Below are 21,030 nucleotides of genomic sequence, written 5' to 3'. Positions count from 1 at the left end.
CTGCGCGGCCCCGACGGAGGACGGTCAGGGGAGGATGCCCCTCAGGAAGTCGGCCGTGGCGAGGCGGAGGTCGGTGAGGGACGGCACGTCGCCCGCGCCCGCCAGCGCGTCGAAGAGGACGCCCTCGTGGAAGGCGACCAGGCGCCGGGCGTGGCGGGCGGGATCGGGGGAGCCCGCGGCGGCGACGAGGGCGATGAGCGGTTCGCGGAAGCGTCGTCCGGCACGGCCGTAGATCTCGCGGAGTTCGGGGCGGCGATTGGCCTCGAGGGCGAGTTCGTAGCGGGCGAGCGCGCGGCGGCGGGCGCTGGTGAGCTGGACGTTCAGGGCGTGCGCGACGATCTCGGTCAGCTCGTCGCGGGTGAGGCTCGGGGGGACGGCCAGGTCGGCGAGCAGGGCCGCGTCGTCCAGTTCGGTGAGCCGGGTGAGGGTGAGTTCGAGGAGCGCGAGCCGGGTCCGGGCGATGTTGGAGGTCGAGCCCGGGGCGAGCCCGGCCGCCTCGTCCACGGCGCGGTGGGTGAGGCCGCGCATGCCCCGGTCGACCAGCAGGGCGATGGCGGCGTCGGCGACCAGCTCGGCTCGTGATGTCACCCCCCCCAAACTACCGGTGTAGTGACCCCCGGGCTACAGTGCCCACAGGAGACGAACTACAGGCGTAGTGTTCGGGAGGCGGGCATGGCCACGCGTACGGCGATCGTGGTGGGCGGCGGCATCGGCGGGCTGACCTCGGCGGTGGCGCTCATGGACAAGGGGTGGGAGGTCACGCTGGTCGAGCGCGCGCCCTCGCTGGACCCGGTCGGCGCGGGCATGGCGCTCGGGCCGAACGCGCTGCGCGCCCTGGACACGCTCGGGCTCGGCGATCCGGTGCGGGAACTGGCGGCGTTCCAGGGGGACGCCGGGATACGGAGGGCGGGCGGGGCCTGGCTCAGCCGGACGAGCGCGGAGGCCGCCGCCGCCCGGTACGGCGACCCGACCGTCCTGCTGATGCGGTCCGCGCTCGTGGACCTGCTCGCCGCGCGGCTGGACCGGGCCGAGACCCTGCTCGGCACGTCCGTGACCGGCGTCGATCCGGAGGTCGGGATCGTCCGGACGGGCGACGGCCGGGAGCGGCGGGCCGACCTGGTCGTGGCGGCGGACGGCATCCACTCGGCGACCCGCGCGACCGCGTTCCCGGACCATCCCGGGCCCCGGTACGCGGGCCTGACGGCGTGGCGGTTCGTCGTGGACGCCGACGAGCCTCCGACGCCGTCCGAGACCTGGGGCCGCGGGCTGGTCTTCGGGGTCATGCCACTCGCCGGGAACCGCGTGTACTGCTACATGACGGCCGTCGCGCCCGCGGGCGCGTCCGCGCCGGACGGGGAGAAGGCCGAGCTCACACGGCTCTTCGGGACCTGGCACGCGCCGATCCCTGAGCTGGTCGGGAGGGCCGGGCCGATCCTGCGCAACGACGTCTTCCACCTGACGCGGCCGCTGCCCGCGATGCACCGGGGCAGGGTCGCGCTGCTCGGCGACGCGGCGCATCCGATGACGCCGAACCTCGGGCAGGGCGCGTGCCAGGCCGTCGAGGACGCCATCGTCCTCGCGCACGAGATGACCGGCGGCGGCGGGCTTCCCGCGTACACGCGGGCGCGGCTGACGAGGACGTCCGCGATCGTGAAACGGTCGGCGGGGATCGCGCGGCTGACGAGGATGAGCGGTCCACTCGTCGTCGCGGCGCGGGACGCGGCGATCCGCGCGATGGGCCTGCTCGGCCCGACGGCGCTGCTGCGGCAGGGCGACTCGGTCTTCGACTGGACGCCGCCGGGCGACACGGTGACGCGGTCGTCGGCAACACGGTGACACGGTCGCCGGGGGCCGTGGTGACCGGGTGAGACGGCCATCACCTGGACGGCGGTTGACCTCAACCAATGTTGAGGTCCCAGAGTGGAGCGCGTCGTCCCGACCGGCGGGGCGCGCTACCCCTGGAGCACCACCATGAGCGAGACCCCTGACACGGCCCCGTCACCGTCACCGGCTCCGCCGTTGCGGGTCGCGGCGATCATCGGCAGCACCCGGCGCGGACGGTACGGGCCGACGATCGCCGAGTGGTTCACCGAGGTCGCGCGGGCCCGGGACGACATGGAGACCGAGGTCATCGACCTCGCCGAGACGACGGCGTCCGAGGACGGGCGGCTCCCGGCGGGCGAGGCGGCGCGGGCGTTCGCCGAGGCGGGCGCGACGCTGGAGCGCGCGGACGCGTTCGTGGTCGTGACGCCCGAGTACAACCACAGCTACCCGGGCGGGCTGAAGGAGTTCATCGACGCGCACCGGACGCAGTGGCTGGCCAAGCCCGTCGCGTTCGTGTCGTACGGGGGGATGTCGGGCGGGCTGCGCGCGGTGGAGCACCTGCGCCAGGTGTTCGCCGAGCTGCACGCGACGACCGTCCGGAACGTGGTCAGCATGCACAACCCGTGGACGACCTTCGACGCCGCCTGCCCGCACGCGCGGGCCGCCGCGGACCAGATGCTGGACCAGCTCGGCTGGTGGGGGAGCGCGCTGCGCGACGCCCGCGCCGTCCGTCCGTACGAGGTGGCGTGACGATGGCGGCCACGATCGCGCGGAGCGGCGCCGCCACGGCGTCGCGCGCGCCGAAGCCGATGACGATCGCGCTGGTCCTGGTGCTCGGCGGGGTGATGGTCTCGCTGGACACCACGGTCGTGAACGTCGCGATCAACCGGCTGTCGCAGACGTTCGACGCGTCGCTCGCGACGATCCAGTGGATCGCCACCGGGTACTCGCTCGCGCTCGGCGCGATGGTGCCGACGGCGGCGTGGGCGGTCGGACGGTTCGGGGCGAAACGGCTGTACCTGACGGCGGTCGCGGGCTTCGCGCTCGGGTCCGTGCTGGCCGGGCTGGCCTGGGACGTCCCGTCGATGATCGCGTTCCGGGTGGTGCAGGGCCTGGCGGGCGGGCTGGTGATGCCCGCCGGGATGACCATCCTGATCCGCGCGGCGAAGCCCGAGGAACTCGGCAAGCTGATGGGCACCAACGGCCTGGCGATCCTCGTCGGGCCGCTCGCCGGGCCCGCGCTCGGCGGCTGGCTGATCGACCAGGTGTCGTGGCGCTGGATGTTCTTCATCAACCTGCCGGTCGGGCTGGCGATCCTGCTGCTGGCGGGACGGCTGTTCCCGGCGGACGCGCCCGGCGTGCGGCGTGCGCTGGACGTCCCGGGGCTGCTGCTGCTCTCCCCCGGTCTCGCCGCGCTGATCTACGGCGTGACCCGGTTCGGGGACGGCGCGTCCGGCGCGGTGCCGCTGGTGTGGATCGCGGTCGGGCTGGCGCTGGCGGCGGCGTTCGCGGTGCGGGCGCGGTTCGCCGCGCATCCGCTCATCGACCTGCGGCTCTTCCGGTCCCGGACGTTCTCCGCCGCGACCGTCACGATGGCGGTGTTCTGCTGCGGGTACTTCGGCACGCTGATCCTCGCGCCGCTGTACTTCCAGCTGGTGCGCGGCGAGTCCGCGCAGGTCGCGGGGCTGCTGGCGATGCCGGGCGCGTTCGCGTCGGGGGTGGCGATGCAGGTCGCCGGGCGGCTGGCGGACCGGGTCGGCCCCGGACGGATCGTGCCGGTGTCGATCGCCGTCTCCGCGTCCGGGTTCGTGCTGATGGCAGTCCAGCTCACCGCGGACGGCTCGTACTGGGGCATCGCCGGGGCGACGATGCTGATCGGCGCGGGCGGCGGTGCGACGATCATGCCCGCGATGACGGCCGCGACCAAGGGCGTCTCGCATGACCAGGCGCCCGCCGCGAGCACCACTGTCAACCTGGTGACGACCACCATGGCAGCGGTCGGGACGGCCTCGGTCACCGCGCTGCTGTCGTCCCGCTTGCCGGACGGCGGGATCCAGGCCATCCACGGCATGACCGAGGCCGCCCGCGCGTCCGCCGCGGCGACCCTCGCGCACGCCTTCCAGCTCACCTACCTGCTGCCGCTGACACTGGTCGTGGCCGCGCTCCTGCCCGCTTTCCTGATCCACCGCCGCTCGCCCGGGAAACATTCGTCATGACAGGGGTTCGAGGACCGGGTTCCGGATGTGCTCGAAGACGACCGACGTCCGGAACCCGGCGATCTCGTGCCGCGTAGGGGCGGCCTACGGACCGGATGGGGTCCGTCACATATCGCACCTAAAGGACAACTTCGTCTGCTAGAACATCCCCGTGGAAGCCCTGCGGCCCGGTGACCCCCGGCAGATCGGACCCTACCGGCTGGAATCGCGCCTCGGCTCGGGCGGGATGGGCCGCGTGTTCCTCGGCGTCTCGCCCGGCGGACGGCGCGTCGCGGTGAAGGTCATCGAGGCCGCGCACGCCGAGGATCCGCGCTACCGCCGCCGCTTCGCGCGCGAGATCGAGTCGGCGCGGATGGTCGGCGGGTTCCACACCGCGCAGGTCGTGGACGCCGATCCGGACGCGCCGGAACCGTGGCTGGCCACCGCGTACATCCCCGGCCCGTCGCTGCGCCGGGTGGTGGCCGAGCGGGGCCCGCTGGACCGGGACGACCTGCGGGCGCTCGCCGCCGGGCTCGCCGAGGGCCTGGCCGCGATCCACGCCCACGGCCTGGTCCACCGCGACCTCAAGCCGGAGAACGTGATCATGGCGGCGGACGGCCCGCGGATCATCGACTTCGGCGTCGCGCGGGCCGCCGACGCGACGTCCCTGACCTCGCACGGCGTGGTCGTCGGCACGTACGCGTTCATGGCGCCCGAGCAGGTGCTCGCCGGGCCCGCCGGGCCGCCCGCCGACGTGTTCTCGCTGGGCTGCCTGCTCGCGTTCGCGGCGACCGGGAAGGGGCCGTTCGACGCCGAGAGCATCCCGGCGATCGTGCACCGCGTCCTCAACGACGCGCCCGAGGTGGACGGCGTCCCGGAGCCGCTGCGCGCGCTGATCCCGGTCTGCCTCGCGAAGGACCCGGCGGCGCGTCCGACCGTCGGGCAGGTGCTCGCGCATCTCACCGATCCGGACGCGGGCGCGCTCCCGAAGCCGAGCCTGGCCGCCCTCCTCACCACGCCCGCGGACGCGGCCGTGCCCGTCGCTGAGGAAGGCGCGACGCAACCGGCGGCGACGATGGTCGCGACGCGCGCGTACGTCCCGCCGCCGCCCTTCGCACCGTCGCCGCCCGTTCCCTCCTTGCCGAGGCCGGTGGACGTGCGGAGGCGGGGGCTGCTGATCGGGGGCGGCGCGGTCGTCGCGGCTGCGGCGCTCGGCATCCCGGCGGCGCTGCTGCTCGGCGGCGGCGACGGCGAGGGCGACACGAAGAAGGCGAAGACGGACAACCGGACGCCGCGCCTCGCGTCCTTCACCGCGCCGTCCGGCACGCTCAGCGGGCACACGCAGGGCGTCCGGAGCATCGCGTTCAGCCCGGACGGACGGTACCTGGTCAGCGGCAGCGACGACTCGACCGTCATGATCTGGGACGTCGCGGGCAGGCGCTCCGTCCAGACGCTGCGCGGGCACACCTCCAGCGTGCTCGGCGTCGCCTTCAGCCCGGACGGGCGGACCGTGGCCAGCTCGGCGCTCGACGGGACCGTCCGGCTGTGGGACGCGGGGACCGGCTCGCCCAAGCACACCCTCCGCACCGACCAGTTCGGCGTGAGCGGGCTCGCGTACAGCCCGGACGGGCGTTTCCTCGCGGGCTGCAACCCCGACATCCGCATCTGGGACGCGGCGAGCGGACGCAAGCTGCGCACGCTCACCGGCAGCGGGAACGCGGGCGTCGACGACGTCGCGTTCAGCCCGAACGGACGGACCGTCGCGGCCGTCACCGACGGCTTCTACAAGAAGGCGCCCGGCAGCAGCGTCCTGCTGTACGACCCGGCGACCGGGCGGCGCACCGGCACGCTCGCCGGGCACAAGGACAGCGTCCGCGCGCTCGCGTTCCACCCCGACGGACGGACGCTCGTGAGCGCCGGAAACGAGGGGATCGTCCGCATCTGGGACTACCCGGCCGGACGGACGACCGCGACGATCACCGTCGGCGGCGGCGTGATCCACGGCCTCGCGTTCACCCCGGACGGCCGCAGGCTCGTCGTCGGGAACACCGACCGGACCGTCCGGCTGTTCGACCTCGCGACCCGCGCCCCGGCCGGGACGCTGACCGGCCCGGCGTCCGCGATCGAGTCGGTGAAGGTCAGCCCGGACGGCTCGCTCATCGCGGCGGGCTCCGGCTCGGGATCGACCTCCGACACCAACGTCTACCTGTGGAAGGCCCGCTGATGCAGCCGCTGCGCCCCGACGATCCGCGCGAGGTCGGCCAGTACCGGCTGGAGGGACGGCTCGGCGCGGGCGGCATGGGCGAGGTGTTCCTCGGCGTCTCGCCGGGCGGACGGCGCGTCGCGGTGAAGCTGATCCGGGCCGAGTTCGCGACGGACGCGCAGTTCCGGTCGCGGTTCGCGCGCGAGATCGAGGCGGCGCGGAAGGTCGGCGGGTTCCACACCGCGCAGGTCGTGGACGCCGATCCCGACGCGGAGTCGCCGTGGATGGTCACCGCGTTCGTCCCGGGGCCGTCACTGCGGCAGGTGATCGTCCGGCAGGGGCCGATGCCACCGCACGAGGTGCGCCGCCTCGGCGCGGGCCTGGCCGAGGGGCTGGCGGCGATCCACGCCAGCGGGCTGGTCCACCGCGACCTGAAGCCCGGCAACGTGATCATGTCGCCGGACGGGCCGCGGATCATCGACTTCGGCATCGCGCGCGCCGCCGACGCGACGTCCCTGACCTCGGCGGGCGTCGTCGTCGGGACGTTCTCGTTCATGTCGCCCGAGCAGGTGTGCGCCGAGGAGACCGGTCCGCCCGGCGACGTGTTCTCGCTCGGCTGCCTGCTCACCTACGCCGCGACCGGGCACGGGCCGTTCGACGCGCCGACCATTCCGGCGATCGTCCACCGCATCACCAGCGGCCCGCCCACCCTGGACGGCCTGGCCGGTGACCTGCGGGAGATCGTCGCCGCGTGCGTCGCGAAGGACCCGGCGGCACGTCCGGCCGTCCCGCACCTCCTCGAACGCCTGACCGCCCCCGAGCCGCACGGCCCTCCGGCCGTTCCGACGCCGCAGCCCGGCGCGGTGCCGCAGCCCGGCGCGGTGCCGCAGCCCGGCGCGGTGCCGCAGCCCGGCGCGGTGCCGCAGCCCGGCGCGGTGCCGCAGCCCGGCGCGGTGCCGACGCAGCCTGTGGAAACTCCCCGTCCCTCTCGGCGAGGGCTGCTGATCGGGGGTGCGGCGGCTGCCGCCGTCGCGGTCGTGGGCGTTCCGGCGGCCGTGCTGCTCTGGCCGGAGAAGGGCGCGGCGGGCGGGGGCGGCGTCCCGGCGACGCCGATCGGGGTGCCCGTCCCGGTCACGCTGCCGAACACGGCGATCGACATGCTGCAGCTCGCCTACAGCGCGAACGGCAAGCAGCTCACGGGCGTGGCGTTCGACCAGATCTGGCACTGGGACCTCGCGACGGGCAAGGGCACGTCCACCGCCTTCGGGTTCGACGACTGGGAGCGTCCGCAGACGCTCAGCGCGGACGGGCGGATCGCGGCGGGCGGCACCCGGAACGGCCCGTTCAATGTGCGGGACGCGCTGACCGGCAAGGTGATCAGCAGCCTGCCGTCCGGGACGCGCCCCCGGACCGTCGCCCTCGGCCCGGACGGACGGCTGCTCGCCTACGCCGGTGACGACGGCGCGCTCCAGGTCTGGGACGTCGCGGCGAAGAAGATCGTCAAGTCCGCGCCCGCCGCGGGCGGCAATCCCTTCCGCCTGCTGTTCAGCCAGGACGGACGGGACGTCCTGCGCGTGGCCGGAGGGAAGATCACGCGGACGAGGGTCACCGACACAGCGGTCAGGGGCGCGTCCCTGGGCGTCCCGAGCCTGGCGAGGGAGATCGGGAGCCCCGCCGTGGCGATCAGCCCGGACGGCGCGACGCTCGCGACCACGAGCGGCTACGACTCCACGATCTCCCTCGGCCCGGCGGACGACTCGTCCCCCGGAAGCTGGAGGGCCACACGAGCGAGGTCACGTCGGTCGCGTTCAGCCCGGACGGCACGATCCTCGCGAGCGGCGCGGAGGACGGCACGATGCGCCTCTGGCACGTCCCGACCGGGCGGCAGTTCGCGTCCGTGAGCGGCGATCCGAAGAAGGTCGAGTGCGTGACCTTCGCCCCGGACGGCCAGTCGCTCGTCAGCGGCGGCGCGAGCGGCGTCACCAGGCTCTGGACCTTCCCGGCCCACTAGAACCACCGTTCTACTCAACAAATTGAATAATCACCGGGTACGATCAGACGCATGTCCCTGCGCAACGCGGTGCTGGCCTCCCTCCTGGACGGTGAGGCGTCCGGGTACGACCTGGCCAAGAACTTCGACGCGGGCGTCGCCAACTTCTGGATGGCGACGCCCCAGCAGCTCTACCGGGAGCTCGAGCGGATGTCCGGGGAGGGGCTGATCGAGGCGCGGGTCGTCCAGCAGGAGCGGCGGCCCAACAAGCGGCTGTTCTCCCTGACCGAGGCCGGGCGGCGCGCGTTGCGCGAGTTCACCGCCGCGCCGCCGCGTCCGGGCGCGATCCGGGACGAGCTGATGGTCAAGGTCCAGGCCGTGGACGACGGGGACGTCGAGGCCGTGATGGAGGCCGTCCGGGAGCGGATGACCTGGGCCGAGGCCAAGATCGCGCGGTTCGAGCGGCTGCGCGCGCGGCTGCTCGCCGGCCGCACCGAGGACGAGCACCTCGCCGGGGCCGAGCGCGTCGGCCCCTACCTGACGCTCATGCGCGGCCTGGAGCTCGAACGCGAGAACCTGCGGTGGGGCGAGCGGACCCTCGCGATCCTCGCCCGCCGCCGCGACGCCCGAGTGGAGTGAGGAAGATGTCCTACCTGCGTTACGTCGCGGTCGGCGACAGCCAGACCGAGGGGCTGATGGACGGCGACGAGACGTCCGGCTACCGGGGCTGGGCCGACCGGCTCGCCGAGAAGCTCGCCGCCGTGTCCGGGCCGGACTTCCGGTACGCGAACCTGGCCGTCCGGGGACGCCTCGCGGCGGGGATCCGCGCGGAGCAGACGGGCCCGGCGCTCGCCCTGAAGCCCGACCTCGTCACCGTCCTGGCCGGGATGAACGACCTGATCAGGCCGGGGTGCGACGCGGACGCGGTCGCCGCCGACCTGGAGGCGATGCTCGTCGCGTTCACCGGGTCCGGGGCGACGACGGTCACCTTCACCCTCCCGGACGTCGGCGCGATCTCGCCGCTGGCGGCGCGGCTGCGACCCCGGGTCATGGGGTTCAACGACCAGGTGCGCGCGATGGCCGGGCGGCACGGCGCCGTCCTCGTGGACACCTGGAACCAGCCCGTCGTCACCGACCCGCGTATCTGGAACGCCGACCGCATCCATGCCTCGCCCGCCGGGCACGCGCGGATCGCCGCGGCCGTCGCGCAGGCGCTGGACCTGCCGGGCAGCTCGATGAGCTGGGCCGATCCGCTGCCGCCGATGCCGGTCCGGCCCGCGTGGCGGCGCGCCGGGGCCGAGGTGATGTGGGCCGGGGCCTTCCTCGGCCCGTGGGTGTGGCGGCGGGTCCGGGGACGCTCGTCCGGCGACGGCCGCACCGCCAAGCGTCCCGAGCTGCTGCCCGTCACCCTCGTTTAACGGATGCCCGCGAACAGGTCGTCCTCGGGGAGTGCGACGGGGACGATCGCCTTCGCTAGGAAGTAGTCCTCGGTCGGCCACACGTCGCGTTCCACGTCACGGTCGTGCAGCATGAATCCGCTGTTCGGATCGACCTGCGTCTCGTGCGCGAGCAGCGCCTTGTCCCTGGTGGCGAAGTGCTCCGAGCAAGGGACGCGCGTGGTGAACTCCGGCGCGGGCACGTCTGCGGGGAACTCCTTCAGGACGTCCGCCATCGGCGATTCCAGGCTGCGCGCGGTCATCCCGTCGTGCAACGCCTGGAACCACGCCTTCGACAAAGCGCCATGGTAGTAGAGCTTGAGCGGCTGCCACGGCTCACCCGCTTCAGGAAAGCGGTCGCCGTCGCCCGCTGCGTCGAACGCCGCGACGGTCACCTCGTGCGTGCGCACGTGGTCGGGATGCGGATAGCCGCCGGTCTCGTCGTACGTGACGACCACGTGCGGACGGAACTCGCGCATGGCGGCGACGAGCCGTCCGCTGGCTTCCGCCAAGGGCGTGAGTGCGAAACAGTCGTCCGGTAGCGCTTCGCCTGGCGCGGGCAAACCGGAGTCGACGAAACCCAGGAATCGCTGCTGGACGCCCAGGATCGTCCGGGCCGCGTCCATCTCCGCGCGCCGGATCGCGGCCAGGCCCTCCCGGACGCCCGGACGGTCCATCGCGGGGTTGAGGACGTCGCCGCGCTCGCCGCCCGTGCAGGTGACGACCAGCACGTCCACGCCCTCGGCCGCGTACCCGGCCAGCGTCGCGGCGCCCTTGTTCGACTCGTCGTCGGGGTGGGCGTGCACGGTCATCAGTCTCAGCGTCATGGGCAAAATCTTAGGTCGGGCCTAATTATCCCGCAAGGCCATTTTTAGGTTCGACATAAGCACCCGCCCTGGCGGCACAGCAGGCGGCGTGCGCGGCGAGGTCGGCGACCTCCTCGCTCAGGGGATCCCCGCTGGCCAGGAAGCGGTAGTAGAGCGGGGCCGAGACCGCGCGGATGACCTCGGACGCGTCCGTGCCCTCGGGGACCTCGCCGCGCTCGACGGCCTGCGTCACGCACGGCGCCCACTCGGCGATGCGCGTGGCGTAGAAGCGGTGCAGCGCCTCGGCGGTGCGCTCCTCCCCGGTCGCGGCGGCGATCACGGCCTTGAACAGCGCGCCCTGCCGCTCGTCGGTGAGGGTCTGGACGACCAGCCGGGCGTTCGCGCGCAGGTCGCCGTCCAGCGATCCGGTCTCGGCGCGCGCGACCGACTGCTCGGCCATGCCCTCCAGCAGGTCGGCGACCAGCGCGCTCGGGGTGCCCCAGCGCCGGTAGACGGTCGTCTTGCCGACCTCGGCGCGGCGCGCGATCTCCGCCAGGTCGATGCCGTCGAAGCCGCACTCGATCAGGGCGTCCTCGGCCGCGCGCAGCACGGCGAGGCGCACCCGGGCGGTCCTTCCACCGGGACGCAGAGTGCCGGGCGGGGTCTCCATCGCGGACATAACGGGTCTCCAGTTCCATTTAGCGCGGACGGGTGATACCGTCGGTCCCATCCTAACGGAACTACAGATCCGTTAACAGCTCGGAGGCATCCCATGGCCGCGTCCGCGACCGCGTCCCGCAAGGCGACGCCCACACCCCTTCCCACCCCTTCCCCGACCCGCATGACCGGACGTCAGCGGCTGCTGCTCACCCTGCTGCTCGGCGCGCAGTTCATGGTCGCCGTGGACTTCTCGATCCTGAACGTCGCGCTGCCCGAGGTCGGCGCGGGCCTCGGCTTCTCGCTGGCGAACCTCCAGTGGATCGCCACCGCGTTCGCGCTCTCCGCCGCCGGTTTCACCCTCCTGTTCGGACGCGTCGCCGACATCGTCGGACGCAAGCGGCTGTTCATCGGCGGGATGGCCGTCCTCGGGGCGTCGTCCCTGCTCGGCGGGCTCGCCACCGGCCCCGAGGTGCTGCTGGCCGCGCGCGTCCTGCAAGGGCTCGCGACCGCCGCCGTCACCCCGGCCGGACTGGCCCTGCTGACCACCGCGTTCCGCGAGGGACCGCTGCGCGAGCGCGCGCTCGGGCTGAACGGCGCGCTGATGTCGGCCGGGTTCACCGCCGGGGCGATCCTGGGCGGGCTGCTGACCAGCCTGCTCTCCTGGCGCTGGGCCTTCCTGATCAACGTCCCGGTCGCCGTGCTGGTCGTCGCCCTGTCGCCCCGCATGATCCGTGACGAGCGTCCGTCCGACCGTCCCCGCCTGGATCTGCCCGGCGCCGCGTCCGTGACCGCCGGTCTGCTGCTGCTCGTGTTCGGCCTCACCCAGGCCGGTGAGCACGGCTGGACCTCCCCGTCCACCCTGGTCTCGCTCGCCGTGGGCGCCGTGCTGGTCGTCGCGTTCTGGTTCGTCGAGAAGCGCGCCGCCGAGCCGCTCGTCCCGACCGCGCTGCTCAGGCTCCGCACGGTCGTCTGGGGCAACACCGCCGGGCTCGTCGCCTTCGTGACCGAGACCTCCCTGGTCTTCCTGCTCACGCTCTACCTGCAGAAGGTCCTCGGCTACTCGCCGCTCATGACCGGGCTGGCGTTCGGGGTCCTCGGCCTCGGCACCGTCCTCGGCGGCACCTTCGGCGGACGCGTCGTCGGACGGATCGGCACCCGCGCCACCATCCTCACCGGCGGGCTCGTGCAGGCGGCGGCGACCGCCACGCTGATCGCGCTCGGCGCCTCGGACGCCTGGATCGTCCTGCTGCTCGCCGCGACCTTCGTCGGCGGCGTCGGCAACATGCTGATGATCGTCGCCTTCATGGTCACCGCGACGTCCGGGCTGCCGGACGCCGACCAGGGCCGCGCCACCGGCATCGCGACCATGACCCAGCAGATCGGCATCACGCTCGGCACCCCGATCATGAGCGCGGTCGTCATCGCGAGCTCCACCACCGCGGACGTCCTGCCCGGCCTGCGGGTCGCGATCGGCGTCAACGCCGCGCTGGTCGCCGCCGGGGCCGTCCTCGCCGCCGCCTGCCTCAAGCGTGCGCGCTGACCTGGGCCCACTCTCGTCTCGTCCCGGCCCCCAGCCCCCTCAGCCCCGCGCTCTTCCCGGCCCCCAGCCCCCTCAGTCCCGCCCTCTTCCCGGCCCCCAGCCCCCTCAGTCCCGCCCTCGTCCCGGCCGTCAACCGGCCGGGTCGAGGGCGTTCGCGCCGAGGAGGGACTTCACGTCCGCGGCGAAGGCCGGGCCGGGCTCGACGGTGAAGTCCGGCAGGTCGAACAGCACGTCCTTCGCGCCACGCCGCCGGAGGAGCAGATGCACCGGAGCCCGTCCGGGATGCGCGGTCAGCACCTGCCGCAGCTCCCGGACGAGGCGGAGCGTCACGCGCGGCTCGGCGACCGAGAGCCGCACGGGCGGATGCCCGGAGGCGGTGTCGATCTCCAGGACGGCGACGTCCTCCACGTAGACGCTGATCGCGTCGTCCCGCGCGTTGACCTTGCCCTGGAGGGCGACCACCCGGTCCTCGGCCAGCAGGTCCCCGTACAGCGTGTACGTCTTGGGGAACACGAGGCATTCGAGCGCGGCGTGATGGTCCTCCAGCGTGACGACGGCCCACGGCGAGCCCTGCTTGGTCACCCGCCGCTGCAACCCCGCGATGATCCCGCTCACCCGGACGGGCCCGTCCGTCCGCCCGGACGCGAGCAGGTCCGCGAGCGACAGGTCGCGGTGCGCCTGGAGCACCGGCTCCGCGCCGTCCAGGGGATGGCTGGAGACGTAGAGGCCGAGCATGTCGCGCTCGTGCGCGAGCAGCGTCGCCTTCTCCCATTCGTCCAGGTCGGGGACGGTGACGAGCGGGCCGCCAGAGTCGCCGGGGCCCGTGTCGCCGCCGAACAGCGCGTCCTGGCCGTGCGCCTGGTGGCGTTTCAGGTCGAGGACGGCGTCCACGGCCTGCTCGTGGACGGCGACGACCGCCCGCCGCGCCTGCCCGGACGAGTCGAACGCGCCGGCCTTCGCCAGCGACTCGATGACCCGCTTGTTGCAGACCGCCGCCGGGACGCGGGCCAGGAAGTCGGCGAACCCGCCGAACGGGCCGCCCTCCCGGCGCGTCCCGGTGATGGCCTCGACGACGCCCGCGCCGACGTTGCGGATCGCGCCGAGCCCGAACCGGATGTCCTCACCGACGGCGGTGAAGCCGAGTTCGCTCTCGTTGACGTCCGGCGGCAGCACCCGGACGCCGAGCCTGCGGCAGTCCGACAGGTAGACGGCCATCTTGTCCTTGTCGTCGCCGACGGATGTGAGCAGCGCGGCCATGTACTCGGCGGGGAAGTTGGCCTTCAGGTAGGCCGTCCAGTAGGAGACCAGGCCGTATCCGGCGGTGTGCGACTTGTTGAAGCCGTATCCGCTGAACGGCACCAGCACGTCCCATACGGCCTTGACCGCGTCGTCCGAGAAGCCGCGCTCGCGCATGCCCGCGGAGAACCGCTCCCATTCGGCGTCCAGGACGTCTTTCTTCTTCTTGCCCATGGCCCGCCGCAGCATGTCGGCCCCGCCGAGCGAGTACCCGGCGAGCTGCTGCGCGATCGCCATGACCTGCTCCTGGAACACGACCAGGTGGTAGGTGTCGCCGAGGATCGGTTCGAGCGCGTCCTCCAGCTCCGGGTGGATGGGCTCGACCTTCTGCCTGCCGGTCTTGCGCAGCGCGTAGTTCGTGTGCGCGTTCATCTCCATCGGGCCCGGCCGGTAGAGCGCCGACACCGCAGCGATGTCGGTGAACGTGGTCGGGCGCATGAGCTTCAGCAGCGTCCGCATCCCGCCGCCGTCGAGCTGGAACACGCCGAGGGTGTCGCCGCGCGCGAGCAGCTCGTAGGTCGCCGGGTCGTCCAGTGGGACGTCGTGGACGTCCACGTCCAGGCCCCGGTTGGCGCGGACGCCCTCGATCGCGTCGTTGATGACCGTCAGGTTGCGCAGGCCGAGGAAGTCCATCTTGAGCAGGCCCATGTCCTCGGCCTGCGTGAACGGGAAGCCGGTGACGACCGGGCCGTCCGCCTTCGGCCGCACGAGCGGCAGCACGTCCAGCAGCGGCTCGGACGACAGGATCACGCCCGCCGCGTGGACGCCGGTGCCGCGCGTCAGCCCCTCGACGCCGCGCGCGGTGTCCATGACGCGCCGGACGTCCGGTTCGGTGTCGTACAGGTGGCGCAGTTCGGCGGCCTCGCCGTGCCGGGGATGCGCCTCGTCGTGGACGGCCGAGAGCGGGATCTCCTTGCCCCCGGCCGCCGCCGGGAACGCCTTGGTGATCCGGTCGCCGAGCGCGTACGGCAGGCCGAGGACGCGGCAGGCGTCCTTCACGGCGGCCTTGGCCTTGATGGTGTTGAACGTGACGATCTGGCAGACCCGGTCCGCGCCGTACGTCCGGGTGACGTAGTCGATCATCTCGTCGCGGCGGCGGTCGTCGAAGTCCAGGTCGATGTCGGGCATGGTGACCCGCTCGGGGTTGAGGAACCGCTCGAAGATCAGCCGGTGACCGATCGGGTCCAGCTCGGTGATGCCCGTGCAGTACGCGACGATCGAGCCGGTCGCGGAGCCGCGTCCCGGGCCGAGGCCGATGCCGTTCCTCCGGGCGTGCTCGCAGATGTCGGCGACGACGAGGAAGTAACCGGGGAACCCCATGTCCTCGATGACCGAGAGTTCGTAGTCGATGCGTTCCAGCACCTCGCGCGCCGGTGCGTCGCCGTACCGCCTCCGCGCGCCGCGCAGGGTCTCGGCGCGCAGCCAGGACGCCTCGGTCTCGCCGTCCGGGACGGGGAACTCGGGCATCAGGTCGCGGTGCGCGAACACCGGGCCGTAGTCGCCCACGCGTTCCGCGATCAGCAGGGTGTTGTCGCAGGCCCCGGGCACCTGGTCGTCCCACATCGCGCGCATGCGCGCCGCGTCCTTCAGGAAGTAGCCGCTGCCGGAGAACCGGAACCGGTCGGCGTCCGCGAGCCGCTTGCCGGTGCCGATGCAGAGCAGCGCGTCGTGCGCGTCCGCCTGGTCCTCGGTGACGTAGTGCGAGTCGTTGGTGGCGAGCGGCGGGATCCCGAGGTCGCGTCCGACGCGCAGCAGGTCGTCCCGGACGCGCCGTTCGATCGGCAGGCCGTGGTCCATGAGTTCGAGGAAGTAGTTGTCCGCCCCGAAGACGTCACGGTGGCGGGCGGCGGCCTCGACCGCCGCGTCGTACTGGCCGAGGCGCAGCCGCGTCTGCACCTCCCCGGACGGGCAGCCGGTCGTCGCGATCAGGCCCGGCGCGTACTCGGCCAGCAGCTCGTCGTCCACGCGCGGGTACTTCGCCGCGCGGCCCTCCAGCCAGGCGCGCGACTGGAGCCGGAACAGGTTGCGCAGGCCGTCGGCGTGCTCGGCCCAGACCGTCATGTGCGTGTAGAGGCCGCGTCCGGACACGTCGCCGCCCGCGCCCGTCCGCTCGTCCGATTTCCGCAGGGACGGGTCGTCGCTCCAGAACACCGGCTCGCGGCGGTGCCGCGACGCGGGGGCGACGTACAGCTCCGCGCCGACGACCGGGCGGACGCCCGCCTTCTCCGCCGCCCGGTGGAACTCGTACGCCCCGTGCACGTTGCCGTGGTCGCTCATCGCGACGGCGGGCATCCCGAGCCGCGCGGCCTCCGCGACCAGCGCGCCGACCTTCGCCGCCCCGTCCAGCATCGAGTACTCGGTATGGACGTGCAGGTGCACGAAGGAGTCCACGCTTCCACTCCCCCAGGTTGTAGATTCGGTCCGCTCACGCCATCTCACCCGCCTGAAGAACGCGCTGTCCAACAATGGACATGCGGGCCGATCACAACCGCAGGTTGTACGAGGAGCTGAATGGACCTGGACGTCGCGGCGGTCCGCGCCTTCGTGGCCGTGGTCGAGGAGCGCTCGTTCGGGCGCGCGGCCGACCGGCTCGGCGTCAGCCAGCAGGCGGTGTCCAAGCGCGTCGCGAAGCTGGAGGACCGGCTCGGCACGCCGCTGATCGTCCGGGGGCGCGGCGGGGCCGACCCGACCTCCACCGGACGCGCGATGCTCGACTCCGCCCGCGCGCTGGTGGGGCTCTCCGACCGGATGGCGGCGCTCGCCGGGGAGCGGCTGCGCACGCTGCGCGTGGACGTCCACCACACCTGGCTCGCGTCGATCGACCTGGTGCGGGGCTTCCACGAGACCGCGTCCGCCACCGGCCTGTCGATCGTGTCGTCGGGCGGGCTCGCGGCCGGGCTGCCCGCCCTGGTCGCGGGCGACACCGACGCGCTGTTCGGCCGCGCCACCGCGCTGCCGGACGGGGTCCGCCGCGTCCCCGCCCTGCTCGAACCGCTCCAGATTCTCGTCAGGCGCGATCATCCGTTCGCCGGGCACTCCCGGTTGCCGTTGTCGGCGCTCGCGGGCACGACGGCGTGGATGCCGAGCATCGAGGAGGACAGCGAGTGGGCGTCGTTCTACCGCGCCCTGGGGGCGGAGTTCGGCATCGCGTTCGACACCGGCGGGCCCGATTTCGGGCTGGAGGGCCTGGTCGAGCGCATCGCCTCCGAGCCGTCCCGGTACACCTTCGCCGGGGAGGGGACGCGGCTGCCCTCGCACCGGGACGTCGTCCGCGTCTCGTTCACCGACCCGGCTCCCGTGTACCCGTGGTCGCTGATGTGGCACGAGCTGGACCGGCACCCCACGTTGCCGCTGCTCGTCGCGCACATCGAGGACTCCTACGTCCCCTGGGCCGCCGACCGGTTCTGGATCCCCTCGGAAGACCGTGCCGCCTTCGCCAGCGCGAGGACGGCCAGGACCGCCACGAGCACGCACACGCCGTTCCAGCCGAAGCGCGCGAACGCGTTCGCGCCGAGCCAGGAACCGAGGCTGCCGCCGAGATAGGCGCAGGTCATGTAGGCCGTGTTGAGACGGCTGCGCTCGGAGTCGCGCAGCGCGTAGATGCGCACCTGGTTCGCGACCATGCCGGACTGCATCGCGACGTCCAGGACCAGGAACCCGGCGACGAGCGCGGCGAGACCGGTCGTCCCGCCGAGGCCGCCGAACGCGAGGACCAGCGCGGACGCGGCGACGGCGAGCATGCTCACGCGGTTGACGAGGTCCGGGCCGCGCCGGTCGGCGAGGCGTCCCGCGAGCGGCGTGCAGAACATCGTCGCCGCGTTGACCAGCGCCAGCAGCCCGACCGCCCGGGTCGTGAGGCCGTAGGCGGGGCTGGTCAGCAGCAGCGCGACTCCCGTCCAGGCGGCGGAGAACCCGCCGAAGATCGCGGCCTGGTAGAAGCAGGACCGGCGCAGGTCCGGTTCGGCGCGCAGGAGGCGGACGGACGCCGCCAGCAGGGACGGGTACCGCTCACGCGAGGACGGCCGCGTTCGCGGCAGCACCCGGGCCAGGACGAGCGCCGACGTGAGGGTGAGCACGGCGGCGGCGAGGTAGGGGGCGCGCCAGCCCAGCGACTCGCCGACGAACCCGCCGAGCGTCCGGGACAGCAGCATGCCGCCGATCGAACCGCCGAGCAGGATCCCGCTGACCGTCCCGCGCCGGTCGGACGCGACCAGGCCCGCCGCCATCGGACCGAGGACCGGCGCGACGACCGTGGCCGCGCCGACGAACGCGGACGCGGCGGCCAGCGGCGTCACCCCGGGCGCGGCCCCGGCGGCGAGCAGCCCGAGCCCGGTCAGCGCGAGCAGCGCCACGACCAGCCGCCGGTGCGGGACGCGGTCGCCGAGCGGCACCAGCAGGAAGATCCCGGCCGCGTACCCGAACTGCGTCGCCGTCACCACCATCGCCGCCGCGCCGGGCGAGACGCCCAGCCCGGACGCGACCGCCGGGCTGATCGCCTGCGGGAAGTACACGTTCCCCACGGCGACGCCGCAGGTCAGCGCCAGGAGCAGGATCACGCCACGGCCCGCGTCCGCCCTCGGATCCGCTCGGGGGAGAGTCAACGTCATGCCCCCGAGTTCACGGGTTCGGGGCGCGCGGGCCAATCGATGTAGCCTGGGGCTTAATGATCAGTTTCGAGCTGGACGTCGAGGACCTCGCCGACACCCGGTTCGCCGTCTCGCCGCTGCACGAGACCGTCGTCAGCCTGCGCGTGCTGCGCGACCCGGGCCTGTCGGCCCTGCACCTGCCGTGGCGGCGGGCCGTCCTCGCCGAGCTGGACGCGCCTGACCTGCGGCTTCTGTGCGCGCTGGTGAGCGACCGGCGGACGCTGCCCGACTTCCTGACGCCGCGTCCGGACGAGTTCGAGCCGGGCTTCGAGGACGAGCTGGAGACCGTCCGGCGGACGCCCGCCGCCGTCGTCCGGCGCGACCTCTCGGCCGCGCACGCGCCCGACGACCTGCCCGAACCGCTGCGCGACACCTCCACGGCAGGGCTTCTTGAGGCGATCTGCGACGCCCTGCACCGGTTCTGGGAACTCGCGATCAGGCCGCACTGGCGGCAGATGCGGCTCGTCCTCGAAGCGGACATGACCTACCGCGCGCGACGCCTGGCCGTCGGCGGCGCGCGCCTGCTGTTCGCCGACATGCACCCGAACCTGCGCTGGCAGGACGGCGTGCTGCACATCAGCAAGATGATCAGCCATCACCACGTCGCGGCGAACGGACGCGGCCTGCTGCTCATGCCGTCGGTCTTCGTCCACAAACCCGCTCCGCCGCTGAGCCCGGACGAACCGCCCGTCCTGGCGTATCCGTGCCGGGGCGTCGGCACCCTCTGGGAGCCGCAGCCGCCTCCCGACCTGCCCGCATCGGAGGCGCTGCTCGGCGCGTCCAAGGTCCGCCTGCTGATCCTGCTCGCCGAGCCCCTGCCGACGATCGAGATCGCCCGCCGCCTGCGCGTGACGCCGAGCGCGGTCTCCCAGCATCTGCGGGTGCTGCACGCCACCGGCCTGGTGAGCCGGGCCAGGGACGGGCGCCAGGTGCTGTACCGGCGCACGTCCCTGGGCGACGGCCTCATCAGCCCGTGACGGAAGTCAGGCTGTGGCCGTCGTCAGCCCGTGACGGCCGTGAGGCGGCGGATGGTCATGGGCTCGGCGAGGATCCCGTCGAACACCAGCTCGACGTGCTTGAAGTGCGGCGTCGCGAAGTGCTCGGCCAGGGCGTCCGGGCCCGTCCACTCCTCGACGACGACCATCCGGGACGCGTCGTTGGGGTCGGTGTACGGCCGGTAGGCGAGGCAGCCCGGCTCGTCCAGGGACGGCTCGATCATCGCCTCCAGCGCCGTGCGGAGCCTGTCCTCCTGCCCGCGCACCGCCCGGATCTCCGCGACCACGAAGAGCGTCATGTCCTGCTCCCTCATCTCTCGTTCGTTCATGCCGCGTGAGTTCACGGACGGGCCGGGCCGGTGCCCGCGCCCGAAGCCTCGATGGCGGCGGAGACCTCGTCCAGGTCGGCCTGCGTCAGCCGGACGCCGGACGCACCGATCCAGCCGTCAACCTGCCGGGCGAAACGGGCGCCGACGATCGCGCCGGTGATGCCCGGCCAGGCGAGCGCCCACGCGATCGCGACCTCCGCGACGCTGACGCCGTGCCGCGCGGCGATCGGCCGCAGCGCCTCCGCGACCCGGAGGTTCGCGGTCAGGCCGGTGGTGAAGTCGGCGTGCCCGGTACGCCAGTCGTCGGCGGGCAGGCCCGCGACGCGCTCGGCGGAGAACGTGCCGGTGAGCAGCCCGGACTGGAGCGGCGAGTAGCCGATCACGGCGGTGTCGTGCTCCCGCGCCCAGGCGATCTCGGCGGCGGCCGAACGGTTGACCGCCGAGAACGGCGGCTGGATCGCGTCCACGTGCGCGATCGCCTCGGCGGCGTCCAGCAGCTCGGCCGAGTGGTTCGACAGGCCGATCGCGCGGACCTTGCCCTCGGCCTTCAGGTCGGCCATGACCTGCCAGTACTCCTCCAGCGGCGTGGCGTTCGGCGACACCGCGCCGAAGCCGCCGCCCGCGTACTCCAGGGACTCGCCGGTGTCGGGGTAGTGCACCTGGTACAGGTCGATCCGCTCGACGCCGAGGCGGCGCAGCGAGTCCTCGATCTCGCGGCGGACGCTGGGGGGCTTCATGATCCGGCGAGGCGCGGCCGACGGGTTCTCCGGGTCCCAGACCAGGCCCGCCTTGGTGAACACATACGGACGGTCGGCCTCCGGGAGCCCGGCGATCGCCTTGCCGACCAGCTCCTCGGAGTGGCCGAGGCCGTAGACGGCGGCGGTGTCGATCCAGTTGACCCCGGACCTGATCGCGTGCCGGATCGCCTCGATCGAGTCGGCGTCGTCGGTCTCGCCCCAGCCGAACGTCCAGCCTGCCCCGGCCACCACCCACGACCCGAAGCCGAGGCGGGTGACGTCCATGTCGGTGCGGCCGAAGCGAACAGTGTCGGTCATTTTCGTGGTGCTCCTTGCTCGGTGGATCGGATGACCATCACTGTGCTCGGGCGCG

At 73.3% G+C, this 21,030-nt stretch carries 16 protein-coding genes and 2 pseudogenes; 11 read left to right on the top strand and 7 right to left on the bottom strand.

What is annotated here, in order from left to right; genetic code table 11:
- Positions 1–24: 24 nt before the first annotated feature.
- The gene (locus tag P696_RS0112415; protein ID WP_026412594.1) at positions 25–588 is read right to left on the bottom strand and encodes a TetR/AcrR family transcriptional regulator; all 564 of its coding nucleotides are present in this window, start codon (positions 586–588) and stop codon (positions 25–27) included.
- A gap of 84 nt (positions 589–672) precedes the next feature.
- Between P696_RS0112415 and P696_RS0112410 the strand changes: the two genes are divergently transcribed.
- From P696_RS0112410 to P696_RS0112375, 8 genes and pseudogenes are all read left to right on the top strand, one after another.
- Complete coding sequence (locus P696_RS0112410; RefSeq protein ID WP_026412593.1) at positions 673–1,836, top strand: FAD-dependent monooxygenase; 1,164 nt, start codon at positions 673–675, stop codon at positions 1,834–1,836.
- A gap of 135 nt (positions 1,837–1,971) precedes the next feature.
- Entirely contained in the window at positions 1,972–2,574 is a 603-nt protein-coding gene (locus tag P696_RS0112405) for an NADPH-dependent FMN reductase (protein ID WP_026412592.1), read from the top strand.
- A gap of 2 nt (positions 2,575–2,576) precedes the next feature.
- Entirely contained in the window at positions 2,577–4,040 is a 1,464-nt protein-coding gene (locus tag P696_RS45005; RefSeq protein ID WP_034484541.1) for an MDR family MFS transporter, read from the top strand.
- Positions 4,041–4,191: 151 nt separating this feature from the next.
- Positions 4,192–6,243, top strand: a complete 2,052-nt coding sequence (locus P696_RS0112395) for a WD40 repeat domain-containing serine/threonine protein kinase (protein WP_026412591.1) — start codon at positions 4,192–4,194, stop codon at positions 6,241–6,243.
- Entirely contained in the window at positions 6,228–8,123 is a 1,896-nt protein-coding gene (locus P696_RS58730) for a WD40 repeat domain-containing serine/threonine protein kinase (protein ID WP_051467420.1), read from the top strand. The genes P696_RS0112395 and P696_RS58730 overlap by 16 nt, the downstream gene beginning before the upstream one ends.
- Positions 8,036–8,233: pseudogene (locus tag P696_RS57400) on the top strand (WD40 repeat domain-containing protein); the annotation flags it as partial. The gene P696_RS58730 and the pseudogene P696_RS57400, both read left to right, overlap by 88 nt.
- 51 nt (positions 8,234–8,284) lie before the next feature.
- Complete coding sequence (locus P696_RS0112380) at positions 8,285–8,851, top strand: PadR family transcriptional regulator (RefSeq protein WP_026412590.1); 567 nt, start codon at positions 8,285–8,287, stop codon at positions 8,849–8,851.
- A 5-nt stretch (positions 8,852–8,856) separates the two neighbouring features.
- A complete protein-coding gene (locus P696_RS0112375) occupies positions 8,857–9,630 on the top strand; it encodes an SGNH/GDSL hydrolase family protein (RefSeq protein WP_026412589.1) in 774 nt (257 codons plus the stop codon).
- Here P696_RS0112375 and mca read toward each other — a convergent pair.
- Positions 9,627–10,481: a mycothiol conjugate amidase Mca gene (gene mca, locus P696_RS0112370; RefSeq protein ID WP_211245716.1), complete on the bottom strand. Its 855-nt coding sequence runs from the start codon at positions 10,479–10,481 to the stop codon at positions 9,627–9,629. The genes P696_RS0112375 and mca overlap by 4 nt on opposite strands.
- Before the next feature lie 19 nt (positions 10,482–10,500).
- A complete protein-coding gene (locus P696_RS0112365; RefSeq protein WP_211245743.1) occupies positions 10,501–11,124 on the bottom strand; it encodes a TetR/AcrR family transcriptional regulator in 624 nt (207 codons plus the stop codon).
- 102 nt (positions 11,125–11,226) lie between these two features.
- On the opposite strand from P696_RS0112365, the gene P696_RS0112360 reads away from it, so the two are divergent.
- Positions 11,227–12,654, top strand: coding sequence for an MFS transporter (locus tag P696_RS0112360; protein ID WP_026412586.1), 1,428 nt, complete (start codon positions 11,227–11,229; stop codon positions 12,652–12,654).
- Between the two features lie 129 nt (positions 12,655–12,783).
- Here P696_RS0112360 and dnaE read toward each other — a convergent pair whose 3' ends face one another.
- Positions 12,784–16,341 (bottom strand): DNA polymerase III subunit alpha, encoded by a 3,558-nt coding sequence (gene dnaE, locus P696_RS0112355; protein ID WP_026412585.1) that lies wholly within the window; start codon positions 16,339–16,341, stop codon positions 12,784–12,786.
- Positions 16,342–16,461: 120 nt separating this feature from the next.
- Here dnaE and P696_RS59035 point away from each other — a divergent pair.
- Positions 16,462–17,064, top strand: a pseudogene (locus P696_RS59035) (LysR family transcriptional regulator); the annotation flags it as partial.
- A 263-nt stretch (positions 17,065–17,327) separates the two neighbouring features.
- Here P696_RS59035 and P696_RS0112345 read toward each other — a convergent pair.
- The gene (locus tag P696_RS0112345; RefSeq protein WP_026412584.1) at positions 17,328–18,557 is read right to left on the bottom strand and encodes an MFS transporter; all 1,230 of its coding nucleotides are present in this window, start codon (positions 18,555–18,557) and stop codon (positions 17,328–17,330) included.
- Between the two features lie 56 nt (positions 18,558–18,613).
- On the opposite strand from P696_RS0112345, the gene P696_RS0112340 reads away from it, so the two are divergent.
- Entirely contained in the window at positions 18,614–19,573 is a 960-nt protein-coding gene (locus P696_RS0112340) for an ArsR/SmtB family transcription factor (RefSeq protein WP_026412583.1), read from the top strand.
- Positions 19,574–19,596: 23 nt separating this feature from the next.
- Here the strand turns inward: P696_RS0112340 and P696_RS0112335 are convergent, their stop codons facing one another.
- Both P696_RS0112335 and P696_RS0112330 read right to left on the bottom strand, forming a co-directional pair.
- A complete protein-coding gene (locus P696_RS0112335; protein WP_211245715.1) occupies positions 19,597–19,920 on the bottom strand; it encodes a putative quinol monooxygenase in 324 nt (107 codons plus the stop codon).
- Positions 19,921–19,931: 11 nt separating this feature from the next.
- Positions 19,932–20,975: an aldo/keto reductase gene (locus tag P696_RS0112330; protein WP_026412581.1), complete on the bottom strand. Its 1,044-nt coding sequence runs from the start codon at positions 20,973–20,975 to the stop codon at positions 19,932–19,934.
- Positions 20,976–21,030: the final 55 nt, after the last annotated feature.

This window comes from Actinomadura oligospora ATCC 43269 (genome assembly GCF_000518265.1).
Classification (GTDB): Bacteria; Actinomycetota; Actinomycetes; order Streptosporangiales; family Streptosporangiaceae; genus Spirillospora; species Spirillospora oligospora.
This window is presented reverse-complemented; position numbering and strand designations above follow the sequence as displayed.